The 12,146-nt window shown below is 71.1% G+C and carries 11 protein-coding genes; 6 read left to right on the plus strand and 5 right to left on the minus strand.

Annotated features, from left to right (window positions below; translation table 11 throughout):
- The first annotated feature begins 68 nt into the window (after window positions 1-68).
- On the plus strand, window positions 69-1,436 hold the full coding sequence (locus DLJ59_RS11305) for a glycosyl hydrolase family 18 protein (protein WP_124772455.1): 1,368 nt from the start codon (window positions 69-71) through the stop codon (window positions 1,434-1,436).
- Window positions 1,437-1,485: 49 nt separating this feature from the next.
- On the opposite strand, the gene DLJ59_RS11310 is transcribed toward DLJ59_RS11305, so the two are convergent.
- The gene (locus DLJ59_RS11310) at window positions 1,486-2,373 is read right to left on the minus strand and encodes a winged helix-turn-helix transcriptional regulator (RefSeq protein WP_124772456.1); all 888 of its coding nucleotides are present in this window, start codon (window positions 2,371-2,373) and stop codon (window positions 1,486-1,488) included.
- A 172-nt stretch (window positions 2,374-2,545) separates the two neighbouring features.
- Here DLJ59_RS11310 and DLJ59_RS11315 point away from each other — a divergent pair, with 172 nt between their 5' ends.
- The 3 genes from DLJ59_RS11315 (at window position 2,546) to DLJ59_RS11325 (ending at window position 5,144) form a co-directional block, all read left to right on the plus strand.
- The gene (locus tag DLJ59_RS11315) at window positions 2,546-2,773 is read left to right on the plus strand and encodes a hypothetical protein (RefSeq protein WP_124772457.1); all 228 of its coding nucleotides are present in this window, start codon (window positions 2,546-2,548) and stop codon (window positions 2,771-2,773) included.
- Window positions 2,774-2,832: 59 nt separating this feature from the next.
- The gene (locus DLJ59_RS11320) at window positions 2,833-3,789 is read left to right on the plus strand and encodes a 5'-3' exonuclease (RefSeq protein WP_124772458.1); all 957 of its coding nucleotides are present in this window, start codon (window positions 2,833-2,835) and stop codon (window positions 3,787-3,789) included.
- Window positions 3,790-3,935: 146 nt separating this feature from the next.
- Window positions 3,936-5,144, plus strand: coding sequence for a low temperature requirement protein A (locus DLJ59_RS11325; RefSeq protein WP_124772459.1), 1,209 nt, complete (start codon window positions 3,936-3,938; stop codon window positions 5,142-5,144).
- Window positions 5,145-5,205: 61 nt separating this feature from the next.
- Here the strand turns inward: DLJ59_RS11325 and DLJ59_RS11330 are convergent, their stop codons facing one another.
- Window positions 5,206-6,033 carry a hypothetical protein gene (locus DLJ59_RS11330; protein ID WP_124772460.1) on the minus strand — a complete coding sequence of 276 codons (828 nt, stop codon included), beginning with the start codon at window positions 6,031-6,033 and terminating at the stop codon, window positions 5,206-5,208.
- Window positions 6,034-6,291: 258 nt separating this feature from the next.
- On the opposite strand from DLJ59_RS11330, the gene DLJ59_RS11335 reads away from it, so the two are divergent.
- Window positions 6,292-6,498, plus strand: coding sequence for a hypothetical protein (locus DLJ59_RS11335; protein ID WP_030327576.1), 207 nt, complete (start codon window positions 6,292-6,294; stop codon window positions 6,496-6,498).
- Window positions 6,499-6,706: 208 nt separating this feature from the next.
- Window positions 6,707-7,666, plus strand: coding sequence for a TIGR03557 family F420-dependent LLM class oxidoreductase (locus tag DLJ59_RS11340; RefSeq protein WP_124772461.1), 960 nt, complete (start codon window positions 6,707-6,709; stop codon window positions 7,664-7,666).
- A gap of 103 nt (window positions 7,667-7,769) precedes the next feature.
- Here the strand turns inward: DLJ59_RS11340 and DLJ59_RS11345 are convergent, their stop codons facing one another.
- The 3 genes from DLJ59_RS11345 to DLJ59_RS11355 form a co-directional block, all read right to left on the minus strand.
- Window positions 7,770-9,272 carry a right-handed parallel beta-helix repeat-containing protein gene (locus DLJ59_RS11345; protein ID WP_124772462.1) on the minus strand — a complete coding sequence of 501 codons (1,503 nt, stop codon included), beginning with the start codon at window positions 9,270-9,272 and terminating at the stop codon, window positions 7,770-7,772.
- Window positions 9,273-9,435: 163 nt separating this feature from the next.
- On the minus strand, window positions 9,436-11,532 hold the full coding sequence (locus tag DLJ59_RS11350; RefSeq protein ID WP_124772463.1) for an APC family permease: 2,097 nt from the start codon (window positions 11,530-11,532) through the stop codon (window positions 9,436-9,438).
- A gap of 87 nt (window positions 11,533-11,619) precedes the next feature.
- Window positions 11,620-12,146: hypothetical protein (locus DLJ59_RS11355; protein ID WP_244235965.1), on the minus strand; the 527-nt coding region annotated here is incomplete at its 5' end.

Consider the following 12,146-nt stretch of genomic DNA (forward strand, 5'->3'; position numbering starts at 1 on the left):
CCCGCACCCCCCGCCCGCGACAACCCTGCGCGGGCGGGTGTCGTCCCCCGCCCACGGGAAGGCCCCCGATGTCCTCACCACTACGCCGAGCCCTCGCCGCCGGCCTACTCGCGCTGGCCACGGCCGGTGCCACCCTCACCGTCATCCCCACCGCCGCGCAGGCCGTGGTGCTGCCGAACAACTTCAAGAGCGTCGGCTACATGCCCTCCTGGGCCGGCAACATCAACACGATCCAGTACAACAAGCTCACCCACATCAACTACGCGTTCATCCTGCCCAACAGCAACGGCAGCCTCCAGGGGGTGGACGGCGGCCGGCTCTCCTCGCTGGTCTCGCAGGCGCACGCCAACAACGTGAAGGTCTCCATCGCCGTCGGCGGCTGGAACGACGGCAACGACTCGGCCTTCGAGGCGCTCGCCGCCAACGCCACCAGCCGCACCACCTTCGTCAACAACCTCGTCAACTTCGTCAACCAGTACAACCTCGACGGCGTCGACATGGACTGGGAGTACCCCGACCCGGGGGCCTCGGCCAACAACTACACCGCGCTCATGACGCAGCTCAGCAGCGCGATGCACAGCCGCGGCAAGTTGCTCACCGCCGCCGTGGTCTCCGAGGGTTACTCCGTCGACGGCGTGCAGCCGGCCGTGTTCAACCAGGTCGACTGGCTCAACATCATGGCGTACGACGGCGGCAGCCCACACGCCAACTACGACTGGTCGATCAACAGCATCAACCTGTGGAAGGCCCGCGGCCTGCCGGCCAGCAAGGCCGTCCTCGGCATCCCGTTCTACAGCCGCCCCGTCTACTACAACTACTCGTACCTGGTCGGACTGGACCCGGCGAACGCCAACCGGGACTGCGCCACCATCGGCGGCAGCCAGCAGTGCTGGAACGGCATTCCGACGGTCAAGCGCAAGACCCAGTGGGCGCTGGCCAACGCCGGCGGCGTGATGAACTGGGAGCTGTCGCAGGACACCAGCGGCTCGACCTCACTGCTCAGCGCCATGTACGACACCATCATGGGCGGCACCACCCCGCCGCCGACCGGTCGTACCGGCCGGATCACCGGCATCGGCGGCAAGTGCGTCGACGTGGCCTCGGCGAGCACCGCCAACGGCGCCGCCATCCAGCTCTGGGGCTGCAACGGCACCAACGCGCAGACCTGGACCGTGGCCGGCGACAGCACGCTGCGCGCCCTCGGCAAGTGCGCCGACGTCGCCAGCGGCTCCACCGCCAACGGCGCGAAGGTCCAGCTCTGGGACTGCAACGGCAGCGGCGCACAGGTCTGGCAGGCGCAGTCCAACGGCACGCTGCGCAACCCGCAGTCGAACAAGTGCCTCGACGCCACCGACAACAGCTCCGCCGACGGCACCCGGTTGCAGATCTGGGACTGCTTCGCTGGCGCCAACCAACGCTGGACGCTCCCGGCCTGACACCTCGCCCGCGGGACGCTCGCCGGGGTCCCCGATCGACGCGAAGGCGTCAGTCGGGGGCCCCCGCGAGCTCACGGACCAGGGTGAGCATCTCCTGCACCGAGCCGGCCGGGTCGGTGACCGGGAACTGCACGGCTCGTACCACCGCTGTCGGGTCGACCAGCAGCGTCAACCGCTTGAACCGGTTCGCCCCGCCCGCGCGGAACACGGGCAGCAGCAACCCCGCCCCCAGCCGACCATCCTCGTCGGACAGCAGCGGGAACGGCAGTTCGGCGTACGCGGCGAAGGCGGCGAGCTGGTCGGGCCGCTGGGTGCTGACGCCGTACACCCGGACACCGGCGGCCAGGAAGTCCGGATGCCGCTTGGCGTAGGTGGCCGACTCCAGGGTGCACCCCCGGGCGCCGGGAATCTCCGCCCAACCGAGCGGATAGCCGTTCGTCCCCGGCGCGTACGCCCCGGGGAACAGGTAGAGGACGGTCCACGCGTCGGTCGCGGCCACCGCGACCGGCTGCCCGTCGGCGGCGGGCAGGACGACCTCGGGCAGCCGTCGGCCCACCAGCTCGTGCGCACGGCGCGCCTCGGCCGAGCCGGCGTCGGCCGTCGCTGTCACGTCACCATCACCCATGAGATACCTCGTCCCCCAGTCCTGCAGTGCGATCAGCACCGGCAACAGCCCCTCGCCCCTCGTGGTGAGCAGGTAGTCGTACCGGGGTGGATGTTGCGAATACGGTCTGCGCTCCAGCACACCGTGCTCGACCAGGGCGGCGAGGCGTTCGGTCAGCGCCCGCCGACTGACGCCCAGCTCCCGTTGGAGCGCGTCGAAGCGGGTCGTCCCCCCGGCGACGTCGCGAACGATGAGGAAGGTCCACCAGTCCCCCAGCACGCCGAGCGCCTGCGCGATGCCGCAGTCCGCATCGGCAAGATCCTCTCGCCGCACCAGCCACCTCCACCGTTCCGCCCCGACAATAGTCCGTTCCGGATCGGAACGGACTACGGCGACGACCGGGGACGGCCCACGCCCCACGCGTCGGTTTCCCTCATCGAACGCCACCGGGAGCCATAGCCTGGAAGCGGGGGGCCGCCCGGACTCCCCGACCGGGAGGACCGACATGGCAGCGAACCAGGCGAGCCGGGCGGCGACACGCCGTCGCCGCCAACTGTGGGCCGGCGTCCTCGCACTCGTCGGTCTGGTCCTGCTGGTCATCGGCGTCACCATCGCCGACGGCGTCGCCGCCTGGGTCGAGGTGGTCGTCGCGATCCTGCTCCTGGTGACCAGCTACGTCGTGCAGCACCTGGCCCGCCGGGAGACCGTCTACCAGCCCGACGAGCGACGCTGACACCACCGGGCGGCCGGGCGTACCCCCGATCGTCGGAGGGTTGTGCCAGGCTGTCCGGCGTGGCACACCGACCCCCGATCCTGCTGATCGACGCAGCCAGCCTCTACTTCCGGGCCTTCTTCGGCATCCCGGAGTCCGCCGCCAAAGCCGAGGACGGCACCCCGGTCAACGCGGTACGCGGCTTCCTCGACATGCTCGCCACCCTGATCCGGGTGCGTGGCGCCGACCGGATGGTCTGCGCCCTGGACTACGACTGGCGCCCGGCGTGGCGGGTCGACCTGCTGCCGTCGTACAAGGCGCACCGGGTCGCCCCCCAGGGCGGAGAGGTCGTGCCCGACACCCTCTCCCCGCAGGTGCCGATGATCCTGGAGGTGCTGACCGCGGTGGGCATCACCGCGGTCGGTGCCACCGGCTACGAGGCGGACGACGTCCTCGGCACCCTCTCGGTGACCCAGCCGGGCCCGGTCGAGGTGGTCTCCGGAGACCGCGACCTGTTCCAGCTCGTCGACGACACCCGACCGGTCCGGCTGCTCTACGTCGGGCGCGGAGTGGCCAAGCTCGACGACTGCGACGACGCCGCGGTGCGGGCCCGCTACGGCGTGCCGGCGGACCGCTACGCCGACTTCGCCGCGCTGCGCGGCGACCCGAGTGACGGGTTGCCCGGGGTGGCGGGCGTCGGCGAGAAGACCGCCGCCCGACTGATCGAGCGCTACGGCAGCATCGCCGGCATCCTGGCCGCGCTCGACGACTCCGACTCGTCCTTCGCGCCGGGCCTGCGCGCCAAGCTGGTCGCGGCGCGCGACTACCTCGGCGTCGCGCCGACAGTGGTCCGGGTCGCCCTGGACGTGCCCCTGCCGGAGCTGCCCACCGCGCTGCCGACCGCGCCGGCCGACCCGGACCGGCTGCTCGAACTCGCCCAACGGTGGAACCTGGCCGGCTCGGCCCGTCGCCTCGTCGAGGCCCTCGCCGCCCCCCGCGGCCAGGAGATTCACTCGACATCCCCGCAACCGGGGTAGCCACCCCGACATCCGCGAGCCCGAATGGATCAACCCGGTCGGGGGACGCGCGGACTAACACGGGGTGCTGCGCTCCCCCGCTCATTACCGTCCGTTGAGGTGGACCGGACGGTCCGTCGAGTCGAGCGGTTCCGCAGGAGTAACCCGTGCATCTCGCCGCGCCGGAACCCGGATCGCCGCGGGCCAGCGGTCCACCGGTGCGCGACCCGGAGGGCCCGCGCCGGGTCACCCTCCTCGAACTCTTCTTCGACCTGGTGTACGTGGTCGCGCTGGCGCTCATCTCGCGGGGCCTGGTCGAGCAGCTCGACTGGCACCGAGCCGCACAGGCACTGATCATGCTGGCCGCCGTCTGGTGGACCTGGACGATCACCACGCTCGTCACCGACATGTACAACCCGGAACGCACCGAGATCAAGCTGCTGATCAGCGCCGTGATGTTCGGGGCGCTGCTGATGACCACGGCGATCCCGGAGGCGTTCAACGCCCGAGGGCTCGTCTTCGCCGGCGCGTACGTGGCGATCCACCTGGGGCGTGGACTGTTCCTCATGCCAGCGGTACGCCGCCAACCACAGACCGAGCGTCGGGCGGCCCGAATCTTCCTCTGGTTCGTGGTGTCGGCGATCCCGTGGCTCATCGGCGCGTTCGTCAGCGGGGACGCCCGGATCATCTGCTGGGCCATCGCGCTCGGCATCGACTACATCGGCTTCCGGCTCGCGTACCCGGTGCCGGGGCTCGGCGTGGTGCCGGAGCAGCTGCGCAACGTCACGGCGGAGCATCTCTCCGAGCGCTACCAGCAGTTCTTCATCATCTCGCTCGGCGACGCCATCCTGACCATCGGCACCATGTTCAGCATGGAGCACAACGAGGCCCAGAACATCGGGGCGTTCGCGGTGGCGTTCCTGACCACGCTGCTGCTCTGGCGGATCTACGTGCACAAGTCCGGCGAACTGCTGCCGAGCGCCATCCAGGCGGCCCGGTCACCCAGCAAGTTCCTGTTCAGCGCGCCGTACACCCATCTGTTGATGATCGCCGGCGTGGTCACCACGGCGTCCGGCTTCCACCTGGTGCTGCACCAGCCGACCGGAAAGATCCCGCCGGCCTGGCTGGCGGTGATCCTCGGCGGCCCGGCGCTCTTCCTGGCCGGCCGGGCCTCCTTCGAGTACGAGGTGTTCAGCCGGGTTTCCTGGTCCCGACCCGGCGGGGTGCTGGCACTGCTGGCGATCGGGCCCGCCGTGCTGTACCTGCCGCCGGTGTTCGCCTCCCTCGGCGGGCTGCTGGTGCTGGCCGGCGTGGCCTACGCGGACTTCCGGCGTAGCCACGGCAAGCCGGCGGAGACCCCCTCACCGCCGCACTGAGGCAACCACCCACCGCCGGTCGCCAACCCGCCGGGCGCAGCGGTGTCGCAACTGGCACCGCTCACACCAGTGCCCCGGCGTACCCCCGCACCCGCAACCGTTGCCGGGCGGTGCCCGCCAGGCGCACCTGTAGGCCCAGCGGCGCGGCCGCGCGGCGCACGTCGTCCAGGTGCAACGATCCGTGCCGGTCCACGGTGAGCACCGGCGGTTCTTCGAGGTCACCCTCCGGTGCGTGAAACGAGAGCAGGGTGACCGAGGTGGTGAGGTAACCCGGGTAGGCGGCACGAGCGGCTGCCTCGTCCCGGTGCACGAGCACCACCAGATCGTCGAGGTGGGCGAAGTCGGCGGCGAGGGCTCCCGCCTTCCAGTGCGCCGGCTCCTCCGCCGCGCCGGTCAGATGCCGGGACCGGTTCGCCGAGGTGATGTAGAGGTGATCCGTTCCGGTCTCGGCGAGCGCCCGCTCGAAGAGGGCATTGGACGGGCAGGTGAGGCCCGGTGCGATCACCTGGGTGGTCCGCATCCCCTGGTCGACCTGGGTGAGGTGGTCGGGAAGCCGGTCGGCGGCCGGCCCCCGGAAGCCGAACGGCCCGGCCCCGTAGAGGGCGTCCATCAGCGCGCGCACCCGACCGACCGGCAGGCGGGGCGAAATCCGCGTCCAGTCGAACATCCCCGGGATCCGGCCGACCGCGGTGGTGATGCTGCCGACCTGGTGGACCGGCCGCCCCTTGGCCAGGTTGACCCGGCGTACGGTGGCCGCGTCGGGACGCGTGACGATGACGTAGAAGTTGGCGAACGCCGCCGCGACGATCGCGCCGCCAGCCAGCGCGCGGGCCGCGACCGCGACGTCCTCGGGGCGGTCGATGTACAGGGGCGGTGTCGGGGCGTCCATTGAGTCCTCCTCGGCGGGGCCGTGAGGCAGTTCTACGTCCACTCAGCCGGAGGATGGCGAGGTCGGTCGCCGATCCGATAGCCGACCGGCGCTACCCCGTGCGGGCGGCGGATGCCCGGGCGGTACGCAACGGCGGACGGCATCAGCCGGATGGAGGATCCGTCGGGAGGCGGGGCATAGCACGCAACAGTTAGCCGCGCGACCCGATTGGGTACAACGGCTGCACCTCAGATCCACCACATACCTCAGGAGGCAGCGATGCGCGGCACCTCGATTCTCGGAGTCATCGTCGTGATCTGGTTGGTGATCGGCGCGATCGCCGCCGGTCAGCGCGGCTATTACAGCGGCGATGACACCAACTGCGCCGAGGCCGGCACCATCCTGGTCACGATCGTGGCCGGGCCACTGAACTACATCGGCGCCAACCCGAAGGTCGACTGCAAGCTGCCCGAGCCTTCCAAGTAGGACAGACACCCGTCAGCCCGTGCTCCCGGATCCGGGAGCACGGGCTGACTCGTTTTTCGGGGCGGGTGCGATGACGTGGGCTGCCGCGGTGCGGACCGGTCACATCCGGTAAGGCATCCTAGGAGGCTGGTTTGCAGGCGTCGCGGCGTTTGCCGCTGCCCCGGCCGGGAACGGACCCGTGCCAGCCGGACGGACATCGGGAGCACGCATGCAGATCGGCTACAAGTTGGCCTCGGAGGGGTACGGCCCGCAGGAGATCATCCGACAGGCCGTCCTGGCCGAGCGGGCCGGCTTCGACTTCGTCGAGATGAGCGACCACTTCCACCCCTGGCTGGACACCCAGGGGCACTCGTCGTTCACCTGGAGCGTGCTCGGCGCCATCGCGGCCAGGACCAGCACCCTGCGACTGGCCACCGGCGTCACCTGCCCGACCGTCCGCTACCACCCGGCGATCATCGCGCAGGCGGCGGCGACCATGGCGCTGATCTCCGACGGCCGGTTCACCCTCGGCGTGGGCGCCGGCGAGCGGCTCAACGAACACGTGGTCGGCCGGGGCTTCCCCAGCGTGCGCGGCCGACACGAGCGGCTACGCGAGGCGCTGGAGATCATCCGGTTGCTCTGGCAGGGCGGCTACCAGTCGTACGAGGGCCGACACCTGCAACTGGAGGACGCCCGGGTCTTCGACCTGCCGGACACCCCGCCCGTCATCGCGGTGGCGGCCAGCGGTGAGGCGTCGGCAAGACTCGCCGCCGAACTGGGTGACGGCCTCTTCGCCACCGAACCGGACGCGTCGATCGTCGAGCACTACCGACGCGCCCACGGTTCCGGCCCGCGCTACGCCGAGGTGCCACTGGCCTGGGCCACCGACGAACAGCAGGCGGTGCAGGCGGTGTTGCAGACGAGCCGGTGGATGGTGACCGGCTGGAAGGTGATGAGCGAGCTGCCGAACCCGGTCAACTTCGACGCGGCCAGCGCGTACGTCGAGGAGAAGCACATCCGGCAACTCTTCGCCGTCGGCCCGGACCCGCAACCGCACGTCGCCAAGGTCCGGTCGTACATCGAGGCCGGCTTCGACCACATCGTCCTGCAGAACGCCGGTCCCGACCCGGACGGCTTCCTCGACTTCTTCGCCGGCGATCTCTCCGGCCGCCTGCGCGCGATGGGCTGACGCCTGCGGGCAGGCGACCGACCAGGGCAGGCGCGGCGAGCCGCCCCGACTGATCATCGGGGCGGCTCACCTGTGCGCTCGGGATGGGTGCGCGGGTCGACGTTCAGCGGAAACAGTGCGCGATCGGCACCTGGCTGCCCTCACAGTTGGTCGGCTCGTTCTCGACGACCACGCTCTCATCGTCGATCTTGACCTGGGCGTGCATACCGAAAACACCGCCGGGCTTCAGCGTCGACGCGTTGTGGGTGACCTTGCTGGTGTAGATCGCCACCGAGCCCGCGTTGGCGTAGATGCCGCCGCCCTGCGACGCCGCGCCGACGGCCTCGTTCCGGGTCACGTCGCTGCCGCGTACCAGCAGGTTCGCCTTCTCGGCGTAGATGCCGGCACCGAGGCCGTGGGTGGTGTTGCCCTCGACCACGCTGTCGTCGAGCGGCGTCAGGCCCTTCACTGTCGAGATGCCGCCACCGTTGACGGTGGACGTGTTGCCGCGGATGGTCATCGTGCGCATCACCAGCACCGCGTCGGAGTTGGCGGCACCGCCGCCGACCTGCGCGGTGTTGTTCAGCAGCTCGGTGTCGGAGACCTTCGTGCGGGCCGAGAAGCTGGCCAGCCCACCACCCTGAGCGGCGCTGTTCTGGGTGAAGGAGACGCTCTCCACGTCGGCGGCACCCCGGTAGTTGCCGAGCCCGCCGCCGTACCCGTTGGCGCTGTTGCGGTGGAACTCGGAGCGCTTCAGCGTCAGCACGCCGCCGTTGAGCAGGCCCCCGCCCTTGCCCGCGGCGCCGGAGGCGCTGTTGCCGACGAACGTGGAGTCGGTGACCACCATGTTGCCGTCGTTGAAGATGCCGCCACCGCCGCCCTCGGGCGACAGCGACGTGCTCTGCGAGACGGTGACCCGTTCCACCACGGCGGTGGCGCCGTGCACCACGTGCACGCTGCCGCCCTCGATGGCCGAACGCCCGTTGTGCAGTTCCATGTCCCGCAGGGTCAACTCGCCACCGTCGCGGACGGTGAAGAAGCGGAACGGGGCGGCCTGGGCGTCCCGGGCGATGGTGGCGCCCGCGCCGTCGATCGTGATGGCCTGGTAGATCACCGGCAGGCCGGCGGTGTCGTCGGCCGGGTCGTGCGGAGGCGCCTCGGCGTCACCGGGGGTCTCCGCGGCGTCGGCGGCCTCCCGGGCGTCACGGATCCCGCCGTCGTACTGGTCGGTCTCGTGGAACGCCTCGGTGAGGGTGTAGCGGCACTTGGGCGCGAGCCGGAGTTCGCCGCCGCCCTCGGCGTTGGCCGTGACCAGCGCCGCCACCAGCTTCGCGGCGTCACACGGCACCGACACCACGCCCCGCTTGCCGGTGCCCGGGGTGGTGGGGCGGGCCCGTTCGGCGCCGTCCTGGCCCTGCTCCGACGTGGGCCGGTCGCCGTCGCGGCGGTCGTCGTCGGCCGTCGGGGTGAGCCGGGCCAGACCTGGGAGGGTGAGGGCCCGGTCGGCGGCGGCAGCCGCGCCGGCCGCTCCCACGACCAGGCTCCCCGCCAGTAACCCGCTGGCTAAGAACCATCGGGACCGCCGTCTGGGTCTCCTCGCGCGGTCTCCCTCTCGGTACGTGGACATCAACGGTGCCTACCTTCCTGCCTACCTGACGTGACCGCGCCGATTCGGGCGCGGAGGGCTCGACGTGCTCGTCGACCACCAAACGTCACGATAGGTCCGCAATACGGACAGGAAGGTGTGAACGTGAATAGTCCCCTCTTTCATCTTCAAACCGGCCTTGACGTCACCCGCCGACGTGGATGCCGGGCCTGCGCAGCGGGTCCCGTTCGGTCCGACGGATGATTTCCCGCACCACCGGCGGGGTGTCCCCCCGACCCAGGATGAGGTAGCGCGCCAGGTGTGCGATCGGGCTCCCCTCCGACCACTCGAAATGCGCGTGCGGCCGGACCCCGGTGGCGTCGCGCAGGGCCAGCAGGATCGCGGCGATCGCGTTGGGCGCGGCCGGGCTGTTGGCCCGCAGCACCCGGAAGCCGCCCACCTCGATCCCGTGGACGCGCAGCACCTGACTGAAGTCCGACGGGTCCACCACGTCGATCTCCAGGAACAGCACGTCCGCGGCCCCGGGCACCGGATTCATCCCACGCTGCGCCCGCTCCTTGAGCGTGTACTCCTTCACCGACCCCTTCTGCCGCTTGTTCGCGATCAGGTGCAACTGCCCGTCGTGCGCCAGAGACTCGGTGATGAACCGACGGGCCGGCTCGTCGAACTCGATCCGCTCGGCACGCAGCTCGGTGGTCCGGGTGACCCGGGAAACCAACGAGACCACGATGATGCCGAGGATGAACAACGCGGAGATCGTGATCCCGTCCGGTTGTTCGATCACGTTCTCCAGCAGCGCGTAGAGCAGCACCAGGGTCAGCACGGTGAAGCCGATCGCGGAGGCACGCCGGTGGTGACGGGCCGCGGAGATCGTCACCGCCACCGCCCCGGAGACCATCATCGCCAGGATCCCGGTGGCGTACGCGCCGGCCTGGGCGTTGACGTCGGCCCGGAAGGCGATCGTGATGCCGACGCTGACGACGGTGTAGACGATCACCACCGGGCGCACCGCCCGCGCCCACTCCGGCGCCATGCCGTACGACGGCAGGTAGCGCGGCACGATGTTGATCAAGCCGGCCATCGCCGAGGCGCCGGCGAACCAGAGGATGAGCACACTGCTCACGTCGTAGACACTGCCGAACACCTCACCCAGGTAGGTGTGCGCCAGGAAGGCCAGTGCCCGCCCGTTCGCGCCGCCCCCCGGCCGGAACTCCTCCTTCGGGATGAGCGCCGTGGTCACGAAGGTCGTCGAGATCAGGTACACCGACATGATCAACGCGGCGGTGGTGAGCAGCCGACGCGTGTTGCGGATCCGGGCGGCCAGCCGAGCCTGCTTGTCCGGACCGTCGGCCGCGACCAGGGGCATCATGCTGACCCCGGTCTCGAAACCGGACAGCCCCAACACCAGCAGCGGGAACGCCAACACGGCGGTGAGCAGCACGTGACCCGGTCCGCCGCCGGTCGTGGTGACCGCGGCCGTCCAGTCCGACACGATGCCCGGGTCCTCGACGATCCGGGCCAGCGCGACCACGACGATCACCGCGTTGAGCACCAGGAAGACCGCGACCAGCGGGATGGCCACCACCACCGCCTCGCGGAACCCGAGCAGGAACACCCCGCCGAGGACGAGCAGCAGCACCACCGTGACCACGACCGGCACCACCGACCCGTGCACCGTGTCCGGCAGGTACGGGTTCTCCAACAGGTGCACTGTGGCGTCGGCCGAGGAGAGGGTGATCGTGATGATCCAGGAGGTGGCCACGAAGCCGAGCAGCACGAGGACGAAGATCTTGCCCCGCCAGAACGGCAACAACCGCTCCAACATCGCCACCGAACCCTGACCGTGCGGGCTCTCGTGGGCCACCCGCCGGTACATCGGCAGCATGCCGAACAGGGTGAGCACGACGATCAACAGGGTCGCCAGCGGGGAGAGCGCACCGGCCGCCACCGCCGCGATGCCCGGCAGGTACGACAGCGTGGAGAAGTAGTCCACGCCAGTCAGGCACATCACCTGCCACCAGGCGTGCCGACGGTTCTGCCCCTCGGTCGCCTCGGGGCCGGGCGGCTGCACCTGGTGCTGGAAGAGCCACCGGCGCAGCGGACTGGTCGGCGGCCCCGAACGGGCCGGGGTGGGCACCCGGTCGGGCACCACCACCCCCTGCCGGCCGCCCCGGTGCGGGCGGGCCGGATCGCGGGCCGCCCGCAGTGCCGGGTCCGGCCCGGTCGGCGCGTGGCGGCGTCCGTTCCAGCGTCGTGGTTTCGCCCGGTGCTCGTCACCCATCGCCAGTCCCACCCTCACAGGTCCTGATCCGACGGTAGGCGCCGCCCCGGCGGCCGGTCGGCGGAACCGGCCACCTGTTCGGCCTGCTCAGGACAGGTCCGGGACGGCGAGCAACCGGGCCAGCGCGGGTGGGTCGGCGACGGTCACCGTGGCCGCCGGGTGCCGAGGCCGCCCCCCGGGCAGCAGTGCCGGCACCGGTACGCCGAAGCGCAGACAGATCCCGCCGGCCGCACTGCTGCCGAAGGTCGCACCGCCGTCGGCCAGCGACAGGTGCGGACCGATCGCCCGCCACCAGCGGTACGGCCCGCTCAGCTCGACGGCGATGACGTTGTCCCGGGCGGTCCGCAGCCGCCACGGCCCGTACCGGATCAGCAACTCCCGCTCGCTGACGGCGACCCAGGCCGTCGCCGAGCGGACTCCCAGCAGCGCCAGCGCCGGGCGGAACACCGCGTCGAAGCGGAACGGAAATCGTGTCGCGGCGCCGGTCATCGGGCGCCGGGCCGAGCGGTGGGTCGCGGCACCGGGCCACCCGGCCGCAGCGGGCCGGGCCGCGCGGGCCGGGGACGGGCAGCGGGCCGACGCCGGGCCAGGACGGTCATGGCGCGGGCGTACCC

Source organism: Micromonospora inaquosa (assembly GCF_003857055.1).
GTDB lineage: Bacteria > Actinomycetota > Actinomycetes > Mycobacteriales > Micromonosporaceae > Micromonospora > Micromonospora inaquosa.